We start from the raw sequence: 22,509 nt of genomic DNA on the forward strand, positions 1-22,509 counted from the left end.
TAAACAAGAACGATGCAGGCGACAGCCAGCATCGTTTTTTGTTTCTAATTAAGTTCCCAATCCTGCAGCAGCATAATGGCTGCCCCGGCGGTAACGGCATCCTCAGTCAGCTGTCCTTGCGAAAATTTCGGTTCATATTGCGGTGAATAATAAATGTTGCTCCGCGCAACTTGAATGACCGTTTCATAAATCGTTTTATCGACATTGACGAGCGGGCCACCTAAAATGACAGCCTCGGGATGCAAAATATTAATGAGATTGGCGATACCAATGCCGAGATAGGTAGCCGTTTGTAGAAATTGCTCCGTAATGAATGCATCTTTTTGCAAATACGCTTTCCGCAACGCGTCAAATTGAACTTCCTCTGGCGGAATACCCATTAACGTGCTTGATCGGCCAAGCTTCAGTTGTGAGCGTATTTTCTTCTCCAACGCTGGAATCGAAACAAGCGCTTCAAGCGCGCCATAATTTCCTTCGTCGCCAAGCCTTGGACCATCAGTCTGAATGATCATTTGACCGAACGAGCCTTCCATATCTACTGCGCCTCTAACGATTTGTCCGCCTGACATCATCGAGGTACGCAGACCAACTCCCGCATGAACATAAAGCATGTGTTCAACCTCTTCATTGCGCAGCGCCCAATGCTCGCCGATAATAGCTGTGTTCGCTCCATTATCGAGCAGGGCAGGCATGCCAAGCCGCTGTTCCAACCAGTCACAGATGGGAACATCAATCCAGCCTCGTGCAGGAAAATAACGGGGTTTTAGCATAACGCCATCTTCACGGCTCAAAGGACCAACGGCGCCTATCCCAATTCCAATCACTTTGTTGCGATCAATGTGAAAGTCACTCATCATACGCTCAGCAATTTGAGTGATTTTGCCCACAAGCGTTTCTGGCGTCATTCTTTCATCCATCTTCCATCGTTCAAACGCGAGCGGTTTTAAATTCAAATCATATAAACCGATAGAGGAGGAGAAGCGGGATATTTCTAGCCCAAAGACAGCACGATGATCTGGATTGACGCGATACAATATAGGCTTTCGCCCGCCTGTAGATCTTCCCAGCTCTGAAGCAAGAATTAGACCATCCGTTAGCAGTTCCTCCAGCAATCTCGACAAGCTCGTGGATGTTATCGTTAGTCGCGCCATTAAAGCAGCTTTGGAAACGAGTCCATCGCGAATGATCAGATCAAAAACTTGTTTTTTTATTGTAGGTACTTTTACATTCATATTTGAATCTCCATTTGTCCAAGTAATTATATCGGATATTAATCAATCTCTATTATATGCTCTAGGAATTTGCATGACTAGACAAAGTCTTAAAATATTTTATAAGTCATTTTAATCTTATGTACCATTCGTTTTGATCAGATGCTTATTCACAACCAAGCCGCAGTATATTTGTCAGTTTTCGACAAAATAATCGGTTGTCATAGCTGGGAATAAGTTCTATAATCTTGTTACAAAGCAGATTATCGATAATCGATAATCGGAAACGGAGAAGTGAATGTTATGTTTGAGAACATGTCAATTCCTTCGGTTAGCTCCATTAGTGATCAGGTTTACACAGCATTAAAGAAGGAAATTCTAGCAGGCGAGCTGCAGCCGGGAGCTAGGTTGCTCGTTCTTGAGATTGCAAAGAAATTCAACATCAGCCAAGCACCGGTTCGTGAAGCGCTGGAACGACTGAAATCAGCAGGATTTAGTACGAGCATCCCCAACAAAGGTTCAATTGTTTCATACATAACCGACAAGGAAATAAAAGATATTTTCGAGCTGAGAGAGATCATAGAAGGTTTTGCGGTTCGGCAATCTATGAAGCAGCTAAACGAAAATGATTTTAACTATTTAGAAGATCTGATACGTCAAATGGATCTTGCTCATGAGCAAAACGATATTTTGAACATATTAGAGCTTGATATGGAGTTCCATGGCTTTTTTTATAGACGCTGCGATAACCATATGATTCTCGATCTTTGGAATCGGATGCGAATCAAAGTAATGCGGTTCATGGCTATTTCCAATCGTCATTACTCCACAGAAGAGCTGGCGGATTGGCATCTTCGACTCGTAGACGTTCTGCGCACTGGCGACGCTGCACTAGCAGAAGAAGCTTTTACTTTGCATATGCACTCTTACAAAATGATTCATCTCAATTAAAGTCATTCATTTCACAAGTCGACCTTACAAGAGGGGGAAATGGAGAATGTTAAGCGAGGGGTTATTATTTAAAGAAGATGTCATTCTTACGTGGATGAGGGAGCGTTTCTTGCGAAACCTGGTGTCTAATGCCCGTGCAATGAAGTCGGATTTAAAAGAAAGCTTATCCAGGCTTCAGCTTAATCCCTATTACACTTTTCCTGTTATGGCTTTGGTAGAACCGACGATCCCATTTGAAGATGAGCATGAGAAAATCATTTATTTGGAGCAAATTCGGGATTATATGCAAAAAAAAATGACCGAAGGCAGCGTCGTATTTGTGGATGAGGAGGGCAGAATTGGCATGCTCTTCTCATGGGTATCGAAGGAATCTATCGAGAAGATGCAGACTATGCTCAAAGAGCATTTTCTTCATTCCTTTAATGTCGGGGTGGGCAAACCATGCAGTCAATTATATGATATTGTTCATTCCTATCGACAGGCTGCGCGCGCGCTGCAGTATAAATTTTATAGTGGAACGGGCAAAATTAATTATTTCAGCGAGCTGGGACGCTTGGAATCGCTGCAGCAATACCCATCAGATAAGGAGAAGCAGCTTTTTGACGTTTACAAAGCCGCAGAGACAACCGCAGAGATTGAAGAAAGTGTTCACCTTTTTTATGCTGAGCTGCTTCATGATGGACCGATTGATACACAGAGCGTATATGATGTGACCGTTAGGCTTCTCGTCGGAATAGAAAAACGTGTATTATCAGAGACAGAGCATGTTAGCATGTATGAGCGGTTTGACGTGATGTCGATCGTGAAGCTTGCGACTTTGGATGAAATTAAACAGTATGTCATTCATTTTTTAATTGGATTGAAAGAAGTGTTCTCGTACAACCAGAAGGAGAGCCACCGCAGCATTATCAAAAAAACGATTCATCATATGGAGCAGGAATGCCAATATGTATCCTTGCAAAGTGTGGCACAGAAAGTGTATATGACGCCAACCTACTTAAGCCTGCTATTCAAAATGAATACAGGAAAAACGTTCATCGAGCATTTGACGGACATTCGAATGGATAAAGCGAAGGACATGCTAAAGAGCACCCATTACAAAAATTATGAAGTAGCAGAGAAGGTCGGCTACCAAGATCCGCGGTATTTCAGTCAAATCTTTAAGAAAAAGGTCGGGCTCTCGCCTAGTGAATATCGGGAAACGATTGGTAAGTAAAAGCATGTCATATGAAAAGGACTCTAGCGGCGGCGTGATCCAGCTAGAGTCCTATTTCTCATATTTAAACCACAATTGCTAGTTTCGAACGAATTGCCTAGAGCCGAACATCGCTTTGCGGTCCGTTTCGATCCCTCATTTGTGCTTCCTCAAGCTCAGCATCCCAGTTTAGATGACGATATTCCTCGGCTGCGGCATCATTTTCGAACCAGTTCAAGAAATCTGTCCAAAGCGCAACGTCCCATCCGGCATCAATTTGTGCTGTCGAGTATACGCTGTCACGCAGTCTAACGAAACCAAACACATCACGTACTTGGGATTTTTCTGCTTGTACGACCGTCAGCTCAGCTAAATGAGGCGGAATAAAAATAACGCCAGAAGGAGTGCCGAGTACTACATCGCCAGGCATACAAATAGCCTTGCCAATTCGTGTTGGAACGTTCATGCCTACCATTGTAACGTCCGCAATCGCAGTAGGATCGCTGCCGCGATAATACACATTGATATTATCGATTTCTACGATTTGCTGATTATCGCGAATGCCGCCCCAAATGACAGCACCGCCTCGCTTCGTGCGTGTGGAAATAGCTGTAGATAAATTCCCGCCTACGTAAGTGCCGAGATGCACTTTATCAAACATATCCACTACTGCGACGTCATCTTCTACAAGCGAATCAATAACCCATTGGTTGAAAAAGCCTTTTCGATTTTCTTGCTCATGTCCATAGTTAAGCAGCGTTTCATGCAGATCAGGTCGTTTAGGCACCATTACAGCTGTAACAGCGCGTCCAACCATTATTTTATTCGGATGGACAATTTTGAAATCACCTTCGAACTGAAAGGCATAACCTCTGTTCCAGAGAGGGCCCCAAGCCTCTTCCAAAGTGATTTTGCGCATGCGCCTTAGAACATCTTCGGATACTTTAGGACGTCCATTCGGAAAGCGTTCACCCTCCCAAAGCGGCGTAAGCTGGATCATATCTTCCGGATTGTCAAATTTCATCTGAGCACCTCTTTCGCAATAGTGTGTTTGAAGGCTGCTGTTATTTGCTTTCTATGTCTATTGTTAGGGACATTCCCATATTTGTCGATGCGACTTTCTTAAGATATTTATGGGGCAATCTATGAATTTTTCACACTATATAAAATCAAACGATTTCATAATTTCTTCACCTTCATTCATGTAACCGCTTTCGTATAAAGTAAAGGAACATTATCTAGGAAAGGGGACGAGATGATTAGAGTGAATACAGAAACTGTTATACCTAAACGAAAGCAGGCAAAAACGAAGCGCAAACAGCAAGGAGCTGCTCATTTAGCCGGATACATTTTTATATCCCCTTGGCTAATCGGTTTTTTGCTGTTGACGCTTTGGCCCATTGCACAATCGTTTTATTTGTCTTTTACCGAATATTCTTTGCTGGAGGACCCGGTATGGACCGGCACGGACAACTACACCAAAATATTTACTGGTGATTCCACTTTCACGAAATCGCTAAGCGTGACGTTTATGTTTGTATTATTCTCCGTACCATTAAAACTGTTTTTCTCCCTTATGGTCGCATTGGCACTCAATAAAAACATTCGAGGCATGAATATTTATCGGACGGCGATTTATTTTCCATCCTTAATCGGAGGAAGCATTGCGGTAGCAGCGCTTTGGCGCAATATGTTCGGGATAGACGGTTATATCAATCAGGTACTCGCTTGGTTTGGGATTGAGGGGGTAGGCTGGATATCCAATCCGGATACCTCGCTCGGCACATTGATTTTACTCAATACGTGGCAATTCGGATCAACCATGGTTATTTTTCTAGCTGGGCTTAAGCAAGTGCCGCAAGAGCTTTATGAATCAGCCTCTGTAGACGGTGCCGGCAAGGTAAGGAAGTTTATAAGCATTACGCTGCCGATGCTCTCGCCGGTTATGTTCTTTAATCTCGTGCTGGGCATTATCGGATCGTTTCAAACGTTTACCTCAGCGTTCATTATCACAAAGGGTGGCCCTATTAATTCAACCTATATGTACGCTATGTTCCTGTACGAGAAAGCGTTCAAGCATTATCAAATGGGTTATGCGTCTGCACTTGCTTGGATATTGCTAACCATTGTTGCGCTTCTCACGCTTATTAACTTCGCAGCCTCGAAATATTGGGTGTTCTACGAATCAGATGGGGGGAAAACCAAATGAATTCGCTGCGATCGAAGCTGACGAGCCATTTGTACCTATCCCTGTTCTCTATTCTGATGCTGTATCCCGTCATCTGGTGGGCAGGAGCCTCTTTAAAAAAGACAGAGGAGCTAAGCTTGCCGACGATCTGGCCGAAGACACCCATGTGGAGCAATTACTGGGATGGCTGGCACTTCTCATCGGAATATACGTTTGCACATTTTTTTGGCAACACACTGCTTATGGAGCTGGGCAATGTCATTGGCGGCGTTGCTACGGCTGCGATCGTAGCTTATGGCTTCGGAAGGCTAAACTTCAAGCTGCGCGGCTTCTGGTTTTCCATTTTATTGCTGACCATGATGCTTCCAGGACAGGTAACCGTTGTCCCGCAATACATTTTGTTCAACAAATTAGGATTTGTGGACAGCTATGTACCGCTCGTTCTTCCGCATTTTTTCGGAGGCGGCGCATTTTTCATTTTCTTGCTTGTGCAATTTATTCGCGGAATCCCGAAAGATTTGGATGAGGCCGCAACGATTGACGGAGCAAGCGTTTACGGAATCTTTTGGAGAGTGATCCTGCCACTGCTGAAGCCCGCACTTGTTACCGTAGCTATCTTCACCTTTATATGGAGCTGGGACGACTTTTTTGCACAAGTGCTTTATTTAAGCTCCGTTGACAAATTTACTGTTGGGCTGGCACTGCGCATGTTCATCGATCAATTCGACATTCAGTGGGGGCAATTGCTAGCCATGTCCTTGCTGTCGATCTTTCCTTCGGTAATCATCTTTTTCTTTGCACAGAAGCATTTTGTCGAAGGAATTGCTACTACAGGATTAAAAGGGTAAGTCATTTCATTTCACAAAGAAAAAGGGGATGTAAGAAGATGAACAAAAACGGGTCAAGAAGCTTGGGGCTGTTGATGCTGGCATTACTGCTCATATTGACCGCTTGCAGCGGAGGCGGAAGCAGCAATGGAGGGAAGCAAACGAATGAAGGTACGAATAGCACAGCAAAGCCGGACGATGCAGGCGGCAAAGCAGCTGGCGCCAAAACAACACTCAGCATTATGTGGTGGGGGCCGGATGCCCGGCACGAGGCAACAAAAAAAGCGCTAGACATTTACTCCCAGCAAAACACGAACGTATCTTTTAAGCCGGAGTTTATGGCATGGGATGCATTCTGGCAAAAGCTTCCGACACTTGCTGCTTCGAAGTCAATAACAGATGTACTGCAAATGGACGCTGCCTACATTCAAGAATATGTATCGCGCGGTCAGCTAGAGGATCTCTCTGACATTGACCTAAGCGGCATTGTTGATCCATCCGTTATTTCTAATTTGCAAATAGATGGAAAATTGTACGGTATTCCACTCAGTCAGAATGCGCAAGGCTTAGCATACAACAAAGCGGAGCTGGAGCAATACGGGATCACGCTTCCGCATAAGGATTGGACTTATGATGAATTTTTCCAGTGGGCAAGAGACGCTCGTGCGAAGCTTCCTGATGGGAAATATCCGATCGGTGATACAACCACTTGGGATAGCTTCAACTATTACCAGACGTCGATGGGCAAACCGCCCGTTATGTCCGATGGCGGGAAAACATTTACGCTTGATAAGGATTTGTTTATGACCTTCTACCAAACGTATGAAGAGTTCCGCAAAACGAAAATCGTACCTCCTGCAGAAAAAGCCGCTTCATTTCTGGAAAATGACCCGCAAGCTGATCCAATGGCATCCGGCGTCGTAATGACAAGAGGTGCAACAACCGGCTCTGTCAGCGCTTTAGAGCAGCTTATGCCAGGAAAGGTAGGCGTAGTGAATCTTCCTGTTGGTCCTGCAGGTGGCGGCTGGGCGCAATCAACCATCTTCTTAAGTGTAAGCGCGAATTCCAAAAACAAAGATGAAGCGAAGAAATTTCTGAGATGGTTCGTTACCGATAAGGATGCAGGCAAAGCGCTTGGTCTCACACGCGGCATTCCGATCAACCCTGACATTTACAAAGAGCTGGAGCCAACTCTTGAGGCTAAAGATAAGCTCGGCAAAGAAATATATGACCTTTCACTAGACAAGGCTTTGCCGTTCTATCCGCCGGCAGCAGGCTTCTCCGAATGGGTTGATACGTATAAGAAGGAGATGGAGGCTGTAACATTCGGCCAGCAATCGATTGAAGATGCCTACAAGAAAATAGACAAGATGGGCAAGGAATTGGCAGCAAAAGTGGCTGGTTAAAAAATATGGAGGTGGTATCTGGATGCAGCTAGCAGAGTTTTTCTCATCGCAGCCAGCAAGATTATGGCTTTTGGCAAAACAGCTTGGCATTGAATACGCAGTTGGAGGACTTCCATGGGAGGAAAAGCAGGAGAAACCATGGGATCTGATGCCGCTTATTCGTATGAAACAGAGGTATGCTGATGCTGGTCTTACGCTTAACGTGATCGAATCTATGCCTCCGAGCAATGAGATTAAGCTTGGAACGGCAGGAAGAGATGCCGAAATCGAAGTGTTCCAGCAATTTATTACGAATATGGGTGCAGCCGGTATTCCTGTCCTTTGCTACAATTTTATGGCTCAGTTCAATTGGTTTCGAACATCGACTACCACACGGACGCGGGGCGGAGCACTAGTGTCCAGCTACGATCACAGCCTCATGAAGGATGCGCCGCTTACCGAGGCTGGCCTTATTAGTGAAGATCAGCTTTGGGAAAATCTTCAATACTTCATGGAGCGAATCGTCCCTGTTGCAGAGAAAGCAAAAGTGAAGCTTGCGCTACATCCCGATGATCCTCCGATCTCACCTATTAGGGGGATATCGCGTATTTTGACAAGTGCAGCTGCCCTGCAGCAAGCGATTGATTTAGTTCCAAGCGCCTATAACGGCATTACCTTATGCCAAGGAACACTCGCAACGGCTGGAGAACATATTCCGAGCGTCATCCGCCATTTTGCAAAGCAGGATAAAATGTTTTTCGTCCATTTCCGTGATGTGAAAGGAACGCCGGAAAAGTTTGAGGAAACGTTCCACGATGATGGGCAAACCGATATGCTCGAGGCGATGCATACGTACTATGAAGTAGGTTTTAACGGACCAGCAAGGCCAGATCATGTGCCGACGATGGAAGGCGAGGATAATGCGAATCCCGGATATGAGCTGTTGGGACGCTTATACGGTATCGGTTATATCCGAGGTTTAATGGAGGCAGCTGCTGCTGCTGCGCGATTATCAAATGAAGCTAAGACGAGTGTTAACATTTCGGGATAACCACCATACGTTCATAAAGCAAGCACCTTCAACTCCACATATCGTGTGGAACTGGAGGTGCTTTTTTTAATGCTCATCTTTTCTCAATGCGCAATCGATACATCAAACATGAAAAAACGGAACGCTATTAAGCGTCCCGTTTGATCCCCACAGTATTAACATACTAGCTCCAAAGCCGATCATTGGAATGGTAATGATTCCAATTGTCCGTATGCTCCCACAGCCCTGGGATTTTTGGATGCAGATGCTGTGCTAGTACCTCATCGTTCAAGTCGTCAATACCCAGACCAGGCGCATCTGTCATATGAATGAAGCCATTCTGAACGAGCTTGTTCGGAAGCTTGCTGCTAATGATAATATCATCCCACCATGGCACCTCACAGGAATGATACTCTAGCGCCATAAAGTTCTCTGTCGCTGCTGCTACATGTGCTGCTGCGAGACAGGCGATAGGACTCTCAGCCATATGGATCGCCATGGCCACACCGTATTCCTGTGCCATATCACCAATTTTTTTCGTTTCCAAAATGCCGCCAGTCGTCAGAACATCTGGATGAATGACCGACACCCCGCCAGCTTGAAGCAGCGGCCTGAAGTTTTCTTTCAAATAGATATCCTCACCTGTACATATCGGCGTTGCAACAGCACGCGCGAGCTTCGCATACTGCTCGGTATACTGCCATGGAAGCATATCCTCCATCCAAGCCAAATTAAATTTATCGACGCGGCGGCCAAGCTTAATGCAATCTTCAAGACCAATATGACCAAAGTGATCTACAGCAAGCGGAACCTCATAACCAATTACAGCGCGTACATCCGCCACATATTGCTCCAGCATATCAAGCCCTTTATCCGTTACATGAATCGCCGTGAAAGGGTGGGGGATGTTGTGAATATCATAATGTTGATTTCGGATATCACGAATTTCTTCTTCGGTTAAGGTGTCTTGGTTTGCACTGTAACGGTTTTTGGAAGCATTTCGCATTTCATCAATGAAGCCTATCGGAGCACTTAAAGTACCAGGCTCATTAATAATTTGACCGATGCCTAGATCCATCTTTAGGAAAGTGAAGCCTTCCTCCATACGCTTCTGAAGCGCGAGCCCCATAGCGGTGCCTGTATCCTTGCCGACGACCTCGGTATCGCAGTACATTCGAATTTTCTCACGGAACTTGCCGCCGAGCATTTGATAGATCGGTACACCATATGCTTTTCCAGCCAAATCCCATAAAGCGATTTCAAGCCCGCTCACACCACCGCCTTGACGAGCATGACCGCCAAACTGCTTAATGCGGCGAAATAGCTTATCGATATTGCATGGATTTTCGCCTAATAACCGACCTTTCAGCATTTGCGCATAAACTTTATCAGCTCCGTCACGTACTTCACCAAATCCGATTAGGCCTTGATTCGTATACACTTTAATCAAGCTGCTATGAAACGGCCCGCCTACAATATCGGTGAAGCGAATATCCGTAATCCGAAGTGCGGAAGGGCTTGCATGCTTGCTCACATGGGCTAACGTTTCTTCATAAGAAGGATTGTTGGACACGAAAGGTCACTCCTTGTTTATAAGTTAGGTATTGAATGGGGTTGAACTCATTCATTCAGCTAAGCTAGAGCAGCATGCTGCCGCCATCAAGTCGAATGGCTGAACCGGTCATGAATTCGCTTTCATCTGATGCAATGAAGCATACGAGCTGAGCTACGTCGAGTGGACGGCCAACACGGCCAAGCGGGAATTTATCTTGTATAGAGCGGGTCGTTTTTTTACGCTTCTCGACGTCCTCGGCGGACATGATTGGCTTCGATTCTCGGGCACTTTGCTTGCCGACGTCCACGGCTCCTGGCTCAATCGTATTAACGGTAATCCCATACCTTGCAAGCTCAATTGCACTTTCTCTGCCTAACATGCGAATACCGCCCTTGGTCATGGAATATACGGCATCGAAGTCGGTGGGACGCTTGCTATGAACAGAAGACATATTAATGATGCGTCCTGACTGCTTTTCCTTCATATAGGGAACGACGGCTTGTATGCATTGCCAGTAACCTTTTAAATTAATTTTCATCATGCGATCGAAAGAGGCTTCATCATGCTCAAAAAATCCATAATTCAGCTGCAATGCGGCATTATTAACCAAAATATCAATACCGCCATAATGCCCAGCAGTGGTGGAGACCATCCGTTCGATTTCATCTTTTTGCGAAATATTCGCTTGCACGATCATCGAGCTTCCACCGAAATCATCAATCATCTGTTTGGTATGAAGCGCACCAGCATCGCTCTGATTATAATGAATGGCAACCATAACCCCTCGTCGTGCAAGCTCGATTGCAACGCCTTTGCCAATTCCTGTTCCAGCGCCGGTAACTAAAGCGATTTTGCCAACGATACTCATTATTCACCTCCATACCGGCGATTACGGTTTTTTCATTTTGAAATTCATATAATGAAGCAAAAAACCGCCATCCAGCCTTATATCTGCACCATTAATGAGTCTCGCCTCATCGGAAGAGAGAAAATACACAAGCTCGGCGATATCTTCATTGCTGCACAAAACAGCATTAGGCACCTTATATTCGTAATCGTTGTACAAGGTGGATAGGTGACTGTGAAACAACTCATCGTCGCCAGCAACAGAACCCACTTCAATGGTATTGACACTGATCCCATATCGCCCTAACACAAGAGCTGCTTCTTTGGACAGCATTTTAACTGCACCTTTTGCAATACTGTAGGTAAACGCTGAACCAGTCGGTTTCTCAGCATGAATGGAAGAGACATAGATGATTTTCCCAGCTTGCTTCATCATCATCTGTTTGCCCACAGCCTGCGTACAAATAAATGCCGATTTGGCGTTTACTGCGATGCTTTGCTGAAAAAGCGCTTCATCTCCATCTTCAATTGTGCTTGGAAAAATCTCATTATTGTTGTGAACGAGAATATCAACCGTACCAAGCTGCTGCTCCGTGAATAGAAGCATATCCGTGACTTCAGCTGTTTTACAAAGGTCAATGGTAACTACGACCGCCTGCAAGCCTGCGTCCTGTACTAGCTTTAATTCTGACCCAATCGCAGAGCCTCCTGAATGACTATTCAAAATAAAATGCGCTCCGCTTTCCTTTAAACGTCGAATGATCGCTTTCCCGCTGTCACTGTCTGAATCCGTAATAAATACAACCTTATTTGGCAATCGCATAGATCCCCTCCAAGGAACAGACATAAAATGATGTATATAGCCTTATTTTAGTTACTTTGGTTCAAGCATAGCGATGCTGTAAATTTATGATTTTGTTTGATTTCTTGCATAATCCGCCAATACTGCAACAACCCTATGACTGCATTCGTTATTAAGGGAGAATAGGAATCCAAATGGAAGGGAAAGCCATGCGCAAAATAAAAAAAATCATTTTCATCACGCTTCTAATGATTATTTTAGTTCCGTTTATTTTGAGCTACTCGAACTATCGAATGACTAGAGTCAATAACGATTATGAAGTCTTATTCACCGAGCAGCTTAAAGCAGCTGTACATAAGGGAACCACATTTGATATGAAGGAAGTCGCGCCATTTGATTGGGATAAAATGTTTGTTTTTGAAGCTTATCGCTCAAGAGAAGAGATGGAGAGAACAGTCGGACGAGAATGGACCAATGAAGCCTCCTACGCCGGATATTGGATAGATAGAAAGATAAGCGGACAATATCCTTTGCTGGATGAGTCGGTACATAAACTGGTTTTTGTGAAAGGGAATAAAGTGGTGTTTGATACTACTCTAGACCGAGCAATAGCTGACTTCTCGGTTAGCAGCAGCATGATTGATCGCGAGCATTCCCGATATACCATTATGAAAACAGAACAATCATTTGCTACGGTTTATAATGTATTAGAAGAGTAGATAGATTGATAGACTAGGGAGCATCTAGAAAAAAATGACAGTCTAGAACGATTACTCCTGTTCTGGACTGTCATTTGTTTAAATCATTGATGAACAAACTAGGAAACAGGAGGGAGCTTAGTCTTCGTTGGCTTGGCATAACCCTCTTTATACGTTTCGTCGATAATTTGGCGAATCCGATCTACTTCGATCCCTGAAGACTTCATTGCTGCGGTTGTTACAGCAATTTCGATGCATACGCCGCAGCGAGTGCCATGATCGTCCCAGACAACAGAGCCGTCTTCCTTTATTTCGGCGATAAAGCAATTGAGATTGCTTTGGTGTCCCGCGCTTTCGCCACACCCGCAGTAACAAGGGATATAGGGCAAAACATCCGTAACCGTTGCAGCGGTTTGATAGGCGATACGCAAGTTGTCAGAGGCGCCATCTAGAAAAGCTGGTAAAATATCAAGCGATGCTGTCGTCTCTTGCAAATCGCCAGATGCTGTTTGATGATCACCATGATTGCCGCCATTTGCTTCATGTGCGTTCGTTGCTGATCCAGCTGAATTTGTTTGGCTGCTGCATGCGCTGAGCAGCATCGAAGAGAGCAGAACCGAATAGAGTGTGGTTTGGGCTAATCGTTTCAAGTATAGCAGCTCCTTGTTTCTATTAATTGGTTTTATTATAGCATTTTCAAATATTAAAAGAGTAACGTATATGGTACTATTAATTGACGATTTAGATCGTTTAAGCCGTAAGCTCTCCCGTTTAATCGTAACAAATGCCAAGATACAAAAAAGGAGCGATTGTCGATGAAGGTATTGTTTATTGGTGGAACAGGATTAATAAGTGAAGCTGTTTCTAAGCTCGCGTTAGAACGCGGAATTGAACTTTATCTTTTTAACAGAGGGAAACGAGACGAGTTTGTGCCAGAAGGGGCAAAGGTCATCAAGGGTGATATACGCGACGCCGAGCAGGCTGCTGCTGCACTTGAAGGCTATCAGTTTGATGTGGTAGTCGATTGGATTGCCTTCACGCCGGAGCATGTCAGCACGGACATTGCGTTGTTCCGTGGACGCACGAATCAATACATATTTATAAGCTCAGCCTCTGCTTATCAGAAGCCGCCAAAGCACTATATCATCACAGAGGATGCAACACCGCTCGAAAATCAGTACTGGCAATACTCGCGCGACAAGATTGCATGTGAACAGCTGCTGCTCGATGAGCAGGCGTCATCAGGTTTTCCAGTTACTATCGTAAGACCGTCATTTACCTACGGCGATACGATGATACCCGCTGCCTTAAATAGCTGGCAGCATCCATGGTCTCTGATCGCAAGAATGCGTGCGGGGCAGCCAGTTATCGTGCATGGTGATGGCTCTTCTTTGTGGACAATGACACATAATACCGATTTTGCCAAAGGTTTTGTCGGCTTGCTTGGTCGTGCTGAGGCGATCGGAGAGGCGTATCATATTACTTCAGACGAAGTCCTTACGTGGAATCAAATCTATGAAGCGATTGGTTCAGCAGCTGGCGTAGAGCCGAAGCTTGTCCATATTTCTTCCGAGTTTCTTATTTCGCATGACCCTGATCTCGAGGGCGGCTTGCTTGGCGATAAATCTGTCACGAGCGTATTTGATAACCGCAAAATCAAAAGCTTAGTTCCCGATTTTTCAGCGGATCTTTCCTTTGAGGAAGGGATTAAACGGACGGTTGCTTGGTTTGAGGCTCACCCTGAGCGATGCACCGAAGATGATGCTTGGAACGAGCAGATGGATGCGATTATCGCTGCTCATGCAGCCGGATTTAAAAAATAATGCGTAAGCAAATGACGGAAATATAGATTTTAAGCCGAACATTTTGAGCAATAAAAAAACTTTTTTGCGATTTTTATAGGTACAAAAAAAGTGCTTATCCTCTAGGGATGAAGCGCTTTTTTTGTGTTTTAAACCTCGATCCCTAAATGCTAAAAAATTTCTCATAATTTACAAGAAGCATAAAAACTCGTCTTTTGAAGGAATGAGCGACATATAATCTTCACAGACCGTCCACTGTTTCTTGATGCCTGCTTATTCTCGCCATCTAACTTATATCGTAACAGGTATACTTCATTAACTTAAGGGAGAGGTATAATCATGCGAAAAAAGTTGAACCAGCATTTATTAGTTTACTTGCTCATTTTATCGTTAGTCATTACTTTAGGCATGTACGTCCAACCTTTAAATAACGAACCGGATTCACAAGCTTTAGAAACGTCTGCAGCAGATCCATTTTCCTTAACTACCCTATCGCCGCTTGTTGTTGACAGCTTAGAGAACAATAAAAAAGTCATCGCTTCACCCACTCCAGCACCTATACCTGTAATATTCAACGAGATTAGCGCAGCTACAGTTAACGCATCTGATCAACCTCCAACCATCCCGCTTGAAACGACTCTTGAAGTTGAACAACCGCCAGCCATCGCTGAAAAACTAATGAATACATATGAGGTTACCGCGTATTACCTTAACATTCGAACAAAACCGAGCGCCACTTCGGATATTATAAAGGTTGTAGAAAAGGGAGCAAAGCTTGAAATTACAGAAGAAACAGACAATGGTTGGCTTAAGCTGCAAAATGGTGGATACGTCCATGGCGGATATGCAAAAAAGGTGAAAAGTGAAGTTTCCGTGTTATCCCTTGCTGCTGATGTTAATCGTCAGCCTGCCATTGCACTTAAGGCAAAAAGTGAGGAGCAACGCATAGATAAAATAGAAATTTTAGAAGAAGCAGTAGAGGAAGAACTTATGAAGCCAACATCTGCTGTAGAGTCTGATTCGGGCCTTACGATCGAGCATATTGAGAAAATATTCGAAGGAACAGCACTATCCGGGCATGATTTGGAACAAGCTATCCTTGAAGTGGAGGATGAATACGGCATAAATGCTTATTTTACAATAGCCGTGATGAAGCTGGAGAGTGGAAATGGCAAAAGCAGGCTGGCCAAGAGCAAAAATAACTTATTTGGCCTCAATGCGATAGATGGCGATAAATACAATAAGGCGTTCAGCTTTGAAACCAAAGGGGACAGCGTGCGAAAGTTTGGACAGCTCTTATCTAAAAACTATGTGGGCAAGGGACTGACTACCATTGAGAAGGTTGCCCGAAAATATTGTCCCGCCAACTCCAAATGGTCAAGTTTAGTGAAGAATATAATGAAAAGTGACTACAGGAAGCTCTGACATGGCAATTTCCCACCAAGTATGTTATTTTAGGCTCCTAAGCATTTGACGACTTGGAGAATAGGAGGCTGCAAATAAATGGTGGATAACGTGCAGAAAATGCCATTCGGCTATGAGCCGCCTATAGATGAGCTGAAAGGAACGATTGTATACTATGATACATTTGAGCATACAACGGAACGAGAGCTTGATCTAGCCGCAGATTGGGTGAAGGCACGTTCCTTTCGCAAGCTTGTTCTCTATCCACTGCATGAGCTAAGCATCAAGAGGATGTCAAAAGAGAACGTCAGCCCATTTTATAAGCGGGAAGATCGGCTGCATGAATGGAAGCGGGACCGAGCGGAGACGAACATCGTTGTTGAACGTTTTGAAATTAAACGCAAGAAGTATACGCCAATCGATTTTGCTTTAAGACATTTGGCCGAAACCTATCCGAAACCACTATTTGTACTCATGACGGCTGAAATGGCGAATATGTTCGCTTCGTTCTCATCATTCGAGGAATGGATCGTGAAAATCAGGCTTTTGTTGACGGAAGAGCCTGCACAGCTGCATCCACGGCTTTTACAATATCAGCATCGCTGGGAAGCCATTGTCACCAAATAAACCTTGGAATACATATGAAAAGAGCTGTCCGTGAGTAAAACTCAAGGGCAGCTCTTTTTTCTGTTGCAAATCGATTATTCGTCTAGCCGGTTGATGGGCTATTCGGAACATGGCCTTTTTGATTGATATTCTCTGCTCTGGCCGAAGCTGAATTATTTTCCGCTTCCTTGGAGCTGTCTTCAAACGCTTGATTTTTGCTTGGAATTGATTTGTTTTTGTTGTGAGCCATCCACAATAACCTCCACTAGCGTGATTGCCTAAAACTCCGAGGCTAGCTTAGGTTAACCATGTTCCAGCAAAATAACCAACATCTATAGCTGCTTACAAATTATTTTACGCTAACAACATGCTCTTCGCATGCTGTAGAGCAGAAGCCGTGCTTCGTTTCTTCACATTCCTTACATACGATATGCTGCAAATGACAGGAGTCATCCGCACAATTGATATAGGTATCAGCAGGCTGCTGGCAGTGATGGCATTTGCCAACAACAACCGCTTCATCTGTTTGATTAATGACAACGGATGTTCTCTCATCGAATACATAACATTTGCCATCAAACAGTTTGCCTTGTACTTCCTCGTCCTTGCCGTAGGTTACAATACCGCCTTCAAGCTGGTAGACGTCGTTAAAGCCTTCGCTAAGCATAACGCCAGTAAGCTTCTCGCAGCGAATGCCGCCTGTGCAATAGGTAATGATCGGCTTGTCTTTGAATTCCGCCATATTCTCGCGAAGCCATTCAGGAAACTCCTTGAATGTTTCAAGATCGGGTCTGATCGCGTTGCGGAAATGACCAAGATCGTATTCATAATCGCTTCTGCCATCTAGTACGATAACATCTTCTCTTTGCAAATACTCATGAAATTCTTTAGGTGATAGACGAGTGCCGCTTAATGTATTCGGATCTAAAGGCTTATCATAACGAAGCGTCACTAGCTCTTTCTTGTAACGTACAAAAATCTTTTTGAAAGCATGTTTATCTGTTTCGTCGATTTTGAAAACCATATCCGAAAATAAAGGATTCGCACGCATATGCGCCATATATTGTTCAGTTTGCTCGATGGTTCCTGAGAGCGTTCCGTTAATTCCTTCATCAGCAATTAAGATACGGCCTTTTACGTTTAATTCCTTGCAATATGCAAGATGTTCAGCGGCAAACTGCTCAGCATCCGGTACAGCTACAAATTTATAATACAATAAAACTCGAAAATGATTAGCTTCACTCATCGTAGTCTTTCCTTTCCGGTAAACAAATAAAAGCATTCTATATTATAGTTGACATTTTAAATAATTTCAACTTAAAACCTTTTTTGAACTTTTTTCATATACGAAACCAATGTATAGCGAAAGCAATTAGAGGAGGGGCTATATGAAAAAAGGGATAATAGTCATATTGATATGTTTGGTGCTAGCTGCTTGTTCCACCGAACAGCCAAGCGTGCCTCAGGATTTTCTAACTAATATCGAAAGTACGGATTTAAGCAAGGAGCATACTGGCGGGATAACGCCTGGGGATTCGGTACAATTACTTACGGATAAACGTGGTCAGCCAAAAGAGAAATACGATATTAAAATGAAAAAAGCAGATGATTATGATGTGCCTGTTCAGTCATGGGAGTATTTTAACGCTACATATACGGTAACTGACAGCAAGGTCGCAAGCTATAATCTGCTTCCAGATGAAGCTACCCATAAAGGGGCTAAACTGGGAAATTCTATTCAATCTGTTAAGGACATGTATGGGGATGCCTATTATAATAGAGAACATGATGATTTAAAACTACTAGGTTATATCGATAAAGAGAAGGAATGGGTACTCGAGTTTATGGTAGATCAAGAAAAGGTAACCGGCATCATGATGAGTGAATTATCCCTTTTTGAAACGAAATAATAATTGAAATTGGCACATGAGTACTCGTGTAGCGTGAGGAGGTTTCCGTATTGAAGGATTCGGACATACAACCCTTATTAGCTTCGCTTCTGGATGAAGATCCGGAAGCTTTCCGCTTGGTGTATGAGAAAACGGCTGACCATATCTATCGTACCGTCTATTATTTGGTCACGAACAAAAATGAAGTCAATGATATCGTTAGTGAGATTTACATCGCTATGCTCTCCGCTTTGCCTGCCTACGACTACAATAGACCATTTCGAGCCTGGCTTAACGGCCTAATCATTAATCAGGTTAATCATAATAATCGAAAAGGCTGGCGATTTTTACGTTTAATTAATCGCAATAAGCAATTGTATGGCGTACAGCCAAGGAAGAGGCCAGATGAATTAGCGGTCGAAGAGGAAGAAAAACACCAAGTACTTCAGCTCGTAAACAGCTTGTCTGCCAAACATAAACAAATAATCGTGCTTCGCTATTATCAGGATTGCTCCTTTGAGGAGATTGCCAGCACGCTCCAAATTCCGCTAGGCACAGCCAAATCCAGACATCATGAGGCTTTGAAAAAACTGCGAAATCGAACCTCACATTCTCAATTTTTCAAGGAGGTTTTTAATCATGTCGATTGAACAAGAGCTAACACAAGCCTACAAACAATCCGCAACGAGAATCAAACGCCCTGAGGAGCTTGATGCTCGAATCGAACAGCTGTACCGTAAGCAGAGCTTCCAAAAGCAGACCAAGCTGCACGCCGTAAAAAAATCATGGACGCTCAGAATAATCGTAGCGGGATTGCTCATAACTTCCATGGGTTTCTCTACACCCTATATTTTTCATTTTAAAGACGAGATTATTGATTACATGCTGCATAATGGTCAATTAGGAACGTATGATGCGATGTTGGCTCAGCAAATGCGAGAGTCGCTCGAAGAGGTTAAACAAACACTTCCTACCGAGGGGAAGGCGATATTCTATTCACAAAAATTAAAAAGCCTTTTGCCGAAAACTAATGCTATCCCTTTCACAATCGTCACCAATCCATACGTGTGGAAAGTGGAGAAGGATTGGGAGATGCAATTGACAGAAGCAAATCCAGATCTTCAATTGCCTGATTCCTTAACAGAAACATTGACGTTTATTGGAGGTCAGAAGGAGCAGCCGTTTGGCGGTTCATTATCCGCTGCAGACATGGAGTCGCTTCATGAACTGGAGAAACGCGTGAAGAAAGAGAAACCTGAGGAGACCTGGCTGCCTTTGAGTAAACCTGTAATCCAGAGTGTGGATCATCCTATCTATACGACGACTTATGAGAACGAATCCACTGACATTATTCATATCACCATGGAAGTATTCACGGATAAGAGCAATGTGCAATTACGTTCAAATCTAAAGGCGCAAGAGCAAATCGTTATTGGACAACAATCTGCTACGTATGCTCTAGCCCAGCCGTTTCTGTACAGTGATTCGGATCAGTATCAATCTGTCTTTTGGATGGATTCACTAGCGGATGAAACGATACTATACACGATAGGCAGCCCTGATCTAGACATAACCAAATCAGAATTAACCAGCATAGCCGAGCAGTTTATTCATTGATAACTGGGGAGAGTGTTCAATGCAACCATACGCTATTTCTACGAAAAGCCACTTCGTAACGATGCTGCTTGGCACATGGCTGGTGCTCGGTATATTCGTAGACGGTTATGCCCATAACCATGATGTTGTCGAAACGTTTTTCACCCCTTGGCATGCGATTTTGTATAGTGGGTTTCTTGCATGCGCAGCATGGATACTTGGAATGATTGTATATGTGAAAAAAAGAATGGGCTGCTCGTGGAAGCAAGCCATTCCTAGTGGATATGAGCTTGGCTTGCTTGGCGTCATCATCTTTCTTGCAGGCGGCTTAGCTGATATGGTATGGCATATTATTTTTGGAATAGAAGTGAATCTTGAAGCGCTGCTTAGTCCTTCTCATTTAGCTTTAATGCTTGGTGCCATTCTCATCTTATCAAGTCCACTTCGAGCAGGCTGGAGGGAGCTGAGTGGCGACCAGATAGGTTGGAGAAGCTTTTTCCCATACTTATTATCCTTAGCGTTGTCAGCAGGTACTGTCAGTTTCTTTCTCATGTACGTGTGGATGTTTCGGTATAATTTGCCTGCGCCAAAAGTAGTTGCTTGGTATATGAACAATTCCAGCACTTTATTTGCGCACCGGATGGCAGATGATGCCGAGGTAAGAGGATTAACGTTTATCCTACTAAATAYGATCGTATTTATGTTTCCCATTTTATTTATGCTAAAGCGCTGGCAGCCTCCTTTTGGTGCGATTACTTTTGTATTCTTACTCATTAGCACACTAATGGGTGTAATCGATGGTTTTACCCAAATACATAGTTTGATCATATCGTTTGTTGCAGGATTCAGCGGTGACTTATTGCTGCATTTAAGACGCTCTGATCTGAATCGCAGGCGAAGCAGCAGGCTGATTGCCACCATTACGCCTATTGTGCTTTGGGGTAGTTACTTCGGCTGGATGGCTGCGACGAGCGGTATTGGCTGGGAGCCCGAGCTGTGGGTTGGCTCAATCGTACAAGCTTCGCTGCTGTCGCTGGGCCTTAGCATTTTAGCCCAATCGCCTGAGCGTGTAAGTCAATGAGCGCACGATTAAAGCCCATTAGTTTGTTGCTTATATCTTTGTTCATTATCCTGTTAGCTGCAACTGGCTGTGCTTCGGGTACATTTACGAACCTTACGAACGTCGATATAGAACCGCCTAAGCGCGGATTGCTGGCTGCTCTTCAGAATGAACAAATGCCGTCACCAGAAGCTTCAGGTTATCTTGTAAAAATAAGCGAAATAAATGGCAATCCAGTAGAAGCAGGAGAAATGGAATTACAATTGGAAGTCACCACCGCGGATGGGCAGCCTGTAACGAAATTTACAGAAGATATGACCAAGCTCATGCATCTGATCGTCGTTAGTAAAGATTTATCATCGTTTCAGCATGTGCATCCTGATTATGTGAAAGACAATGTTTTTCGGACAAAGCTTAATTTACCATTTGCAGGCTCGTTTTATGTAACGACTGAATTCAAGCCTCATAAACAAAAAGTTGTCATTCATAAGCAATGGATACAGGTTTCTGGCGAGCCATTATCTAACGAAACAATAGTTCCTGACACCACATGGATAAAAAGTATAAGCGGCTTAGAAGTTTCATTATCGGCAAGTCCCGGGATTGGTGAAATAGAAGCGGGACAGATGGTTATGTTGCTATTCCGATTTATTGATAAAGAGACGGGAAAGCCGATTAAGCAAATAGAGCCATTTCTCGGCACTTCCGGCCATTGTGTTATTTTGAACAGCACAGTTGACCAATTCGTGCATGCACATGCAATGGAAGCGATGAGTGGTGGTGCAAACGTCATGTTCCACACGGTATTTCCTGAGAAAGGCATCTACAAGTTATGGGGGCAATTTCAATTTAAAGGCGAGGTGCTGACGGTGCCATTTGTCATCACCGTTAAATAAGGGGTGGTTCTGAATTGATTTAATTTTTCTAAATGAAAAAAGGATTGTCTCTTAAGCGATGGCTGGAGACGATCCTTTTTGCTGTATGATCATTATAAAGTGAGTCCAAATCGCTTGAGCTCAATAAAGATGGGTTCCAATCGTTTACCTTTTTCAGTAATGGTGTATTCTACTCTTGGGGGGACTTCAGCATAAATGGTTCGACTAACGATGCCTTGGTCTTCAAGCTCCTTCAAGCGAAGGGAAAGTGTTTTCGGACTGATGCCTTCGAGTGATTTCAACAATTCACTAAAGCGCATCGTTTCTTCGACCAGCAGGTCACGAATAATGAGAAAGGTCCACTTCGTACCGATAATGTCTAGTACCTTACCTATAACGCAAGGAATACCATAAGTACCTCGCTCTAGAACGAGCAGTTCACGTTCATCCATCAGATCACCTCAACTAATTTAACTCCATTTCTTCAAGTATAGTACAAAAGTAACTTTAGGGAAACTATATGAAAAAAAGTTCACTACTTTCGCATTTATACTTACTGTGGTAAAAATAGAATAATAACTACCCACAC

Annotated in this window: 24 protein-coding genes; 15 read left to right on the top strand and 9 right to left on the bottom strand. The window is 43.8% G+C overall.

Features of this window, described 5'->3' with window-relative positions; genetic code table 11:
• Window positions 1-44 precede the first annotated feature (44 nt).
• Entirely contained in the window at window positions 45-1,232 is a 1,188-nt protein-coding gene (locus AC1DM9_RS09450) for an ROK family protein (protein ID WP_076265903.1), read from the bottom strand.
• 282 nt (window positions 1,233-1,514) lie between these two features.
• On the opposite strand from AC1DM9_RS09450, the gene AC1DM9_RS09455 reads away from it, so the two are divergent.
• Window positions 1,515-2,162, top strand: a complete 648-nt coding sequence (locus AC1DM9_RS09455; protein ID WP_076265904.1) for a GntR family transcriptional regulator — start codon at window positions 1,515-1,517, stop codon at window positions 2,160-2,162.
• Window positions 2,163-2,208: 46 nt separating this feature from the next.
• Window positions 2,209-3,378, top strand: a complete 1,170-nt coding sequence (locus tag AC1DM9_RS09460) for a helix-turn-helix domain-containing protein (RefSeq protein WP_441882255.1) — start codon at window positions 2,209-2,211, stop codon at window positions 3,376-3,378.
• A gap of 97 nt (window positions 3,379-3,475) precedes the next feature.
• On the opposite strand, the gene AC1DM9_RS09465 is transcribed toward AC1DM9_RS09460, so the two are convergent.
• On the bottom strand, window positions 3,476-4,381 hold the full coding sequence (locus AC1DM9_RS09465; protein WP_477579638.1) for an RraA family protein: 906 nt from the start codon (window positions 4,379-4,381) through the stop codon (window positions 3,476-3,478).
• A 231-nt stretch (window positions 4,382-4,612) separates the two neighbouring features.
• On the opposite strand from AC1DM9_RS09465, the gene AC1DM9_RS09470 reads away from it, so the two are divergent.
• The 4 genes from AC1DM9_RS09470 to AC1DM9_RS09485 are packed head-to-tail and all read left to right on the top strand — an operon-like array spanning window position 4,613 to window position 8,808.
• Window positions 4,613-5,566 (top strand): carbohydrate ABC transporter permease, encoded by a 954-nt coding sequence (locus tag AC1DM9_RS09470; protein WP_477549321.1) that lies wholly within the window; start codon window positions 4,613-4,615, stop codon window positions 5,564-5,566.
• A complete protein-coding gene (locus AC1DM9_RS09475) occupies window positions 5,563-6,393 on the top strand; it encodes a carbohydrate ABC transporter permease (RefSeq protein ID WP_076265908.1) in 831 nt (276 codons plus the stop codon). Before AC1DM9_RS09470 ends, AC1DM9_RS09475 begins: the two co-directional genes overlap by 4 nt.
• A 38-nt stretch (window positions 6,394-6,431) precedes the next feature.
• A complete protein-coding gene (locus AC1DM9_RS09480; RefSeq protein WP_477579640.1) occupies window positions 6,432-7,778 on the top strand; it encodes an ABC transporter substrate-binding protein in 1,347 nt (448 codons plus the stop codon).
• Between the two features lie 22 nt (window positions 7,779-7,800).
• Window positions 7,801-8,808 (top strand): mannonate dehydratase, encoded by a 1,008-nt coding sequence (locus AC1DM9_RS09485; protein ID WP_477549318.1) that lies wholly within the window; start codon window positions 7,801-7,803, stop codon window positions 8,806-8,808.
• Between the two features lie 163 nt (window positions 8,809-8,971).
• On the opposite strand, the gene AC1DM9_RS09490 is transcribed toward AC1DM9_RS09485, so the two are convergent.
• The 3 genes from AC1DM9_RS09490 to AC1DM9_RS09500 all read right to left on the bottom strand — a co-directional run bounded on the left by AC1DM9_RS09490 (window position 8,972) and on the right by AC1DM9_RS09500 (window position 12,011).
• A complete protein-coding gene (locus AC1DM9_RS09490; RefSeq protein ID WP_477579642.1) occupies window positions 8,972-10,360 on the bottom strand; it encodes a mandelate racemase/muconate lactonizing enzyme family protein in 1,389 nt (462 codons plus the stop codon).
• Window positions 10,361-10,424: 64 nt separating this feature from the next.
• Entirely contained in the window at window positions 10,425-11,210 is a 786-nt protein-coding gene (locus tag AC1DM9_RS09495) for an SDR family NAD(P)-dependent oxidoreductase (protein WP_477579644.1), read from the bottom strand.
• A 21-nt stretch (window positions 11,211-11,231) separates the two neighbouring features.
• Entirely contained in the window at window positions 11,232-12,011 is a 780-nt protein-coding gene (locus AC1DM9_RS09500) for an SDR family NAD(P)-dependent oxidoreductase (protein ID WP_477579646.1), read from the bottom strand.
• A gap of 188 nt (window positions 12,012-12,199) precedes the next feature.
• Between AC1DM9_RS09500 and AC1DM9_RS09505 the strand changes: the two genes are divergently transcribed.
• Window positions 12,200-12,709, top strand: coding sequence for a hypothetical protein (locus AC1DM9_RS09505; protein ID WP_477579647.1), 510 nt, complete (start codon window positions 12,200-12,202; stop codon window positions 12,707-12,709).
• A gap of 98 nt (window positions 12,710-12,807) precedes the next feature.
• On the opposite strand, the gene AC1DM9_RS09510 is transcribed toward AC1DM9_RS09505, so the two are convergent.
• Window positions 12,808-13,290 carry a PCYCGC motif-containing (lipo)protein gene (locus AC1DM9_RS09510; protein WP_477579787.1) on the bottom strand — a complete coding sequence of 161 codons (483 nt, stop codon included), beginning with the start codon at window positions 13,288-13,290 and terminating at the stop codon, window positions 12,808-12,810.
• A 213-nt stretch (window positions 13,291-13,503) separates the two neighbouring features.
• On the opposite strand from AC1DM9_RS09510, the gene AC1DM9_RS09515 reads away from it, so the two are divergent.
• The 3 genes from AC1DM9_RS09515 (at window position 13,504) to AC1DM9_RS09525 (ending at window position 16,521) form a co-directional block, all read left to right on the top strand.
• Window positions 13,504-14,511 (top strand): SDR family oxidoreductase, encoded by a 1,008-nt coding sequence (locus AC1DM9_RS09515; RefSeq protein WP_477579648.1) that lies wholly within the window; start codon window positions 13,504-13,506, stop codon window positions 14,509-14,511.
• 318 nt (window positions 14,512-14,829) lie between these two features.
• Window positions 14,830-15,915, top strand: coding sequence for an SH3 domain-containing protein (locus tag AC1DM9_RS09520; RefSeq protein WP_477579649.1), 1,086 nt, complete (start codon window positions 14,830-14,832; stop codon window positions 15,913-15,915).
• Window positions 15,916-15,993: 78 nt separating this feature from the next.
• Entirely contained in the window at window positions 15,994-16,521 is a 528-nt protein-coding gene (locus tag AC1DM9_RS09525) for a hypothetical protein (protein ID WP_477579651.1), read from the top strand.
• 82 nt (window positions 16,522-16,603) lie between these two features.
• Here AC1DM9_RS09525 and AC1DM9_RS09530 read toward each other — a convergent pair whose 3' ends face one another.
• Together AC1DM9_RS09530 and trhO are read right to left on the bottom strand one after the other, a co-directional pair.
• The gene (locus tag AC1DM9_RS09530; protein ID WP_179089728.1) at window positions 16,604-16,750 is read right to left on the bottom strand and encodes a hypothetical protein; all 147 of its coding nucleotides are present in this window, start codon (window positions 16,748-16,750) and stop codon (window positions 16,604-16,606) included.
• 99 nt (window positions 16,751-16,849) lie between these two features.
• Window positions 16,850-17,746 (bottom strand): oxygen-dependent tRNA uridine(34) hydroxylase TrhO, encoded by an 897-nt coding sequence (trhO, locus tag AC1DM9_RS09535; RefSeq protein ID WP_339209410.1) that lies wholly within the window; start codon window positions 17,744-17,746, stop codon window positions 16,850-16,852.
• A 142-nt stretch (window positions 17,747-17,888) separates the two neighbouring features.
• Between trhO and AC1DM9_RS09540 the strand changes: the two genes are divergently transcribed.
• Genes AC1DM9_RS09540 through AC1DM9_RS09560 form a run of 5 tightly spaced genes read left to right on the top strand, consistent with a single transcriptional unit; the run spans window position 17,889 to window position 21,941 of the window.
• Window positions 17,889-18,410: a hypothetical protein gene (locus AC1DM9_RS09540; protein WP_477579653.1), complete on the top strand. Its 522-nt coding sequence runs from the start codon at window positions 17,889-17,891 to the stop codon at window positions 18,408-18,410.
• 50 nt (window positions 18,411-18,460) lie between these two features.
• Window positions 18,461-19,039, top strand: a complete 579-nt coding sequence (locus AC1DM9_RS09545) for a sigma-70 family RNA polymerase sigma factor (RefSeq protein ID WP_477511627.1) — start codon at window positions 18,461-18,463, stop codon at window positions 19,037-19,039.
• Window positions 19,029-20,006 carry a hypothetical protein gene (locus AC1DM9_RS09550; RefSeq protein ID WP_477579656.1) on the top strand — a complete coding sequence of 326 codons (978 nt, stop codon included), beginning with the start codon at window positions 19,029-19,031 and terminating at the stop codon, window positions 20,004-20,006. Before AC1DM9_RS09545 ends, AC1DM9_RS09550 begins: the two co-directional genes overlap by 11 nt.
• A 19-nt stretch (window positions 20,007-20,025) precedes the next feature.
• Window positions 20,026-21,066 (top strand): hypothetical protein, encoded by a 1,041-nt coding sequence (locus AC1DM9_RS09555; protein ID WP_477579658.1) that lies wholly within the window; start codon window positions 20,026-20,028, stop codon window positions 21,064-21,066.
• Window positions 21,063-21,941, top strand: a complete 879-nt coding sequence (locus AC1DM9_RS09560; protein ID WP_477579660.1) for a hypothetical protein — start codon at window positions 21,063-21,065, stop codon at window positions 21,939-21,941. Before AC1DM9_RS09555 ends, AC1DM9_RS09560 begins: the two co-directional genes overlap by 4 nt.
• Window positions 21,942-22,033: 92 nt before the next feature.
• Here AC1DM9_RS09560 and AC1DM9_RS09565 read toward each other — a convergent pair whose 3' ends face one another.
• Window positions 22,034-22,372 carry a winged helix-turn-helix transcriptional regulator gene (locus AC1DM9_RS09565; RefSeq protein ID WP_430059063.1) on the bottom strand — a complete coding sequence of 113 codons (339 nt, stop codon included), beginning with the start codon at window positions 22,370-22,372 and terminating at the stop codon, window positions 22,034-22,036.
• Window positions 22,373-22,509: the final 137 nt, after the last annotated feature.

The organism is Paenibacillus sp. 01T431 (assembly GCF_056398625.1).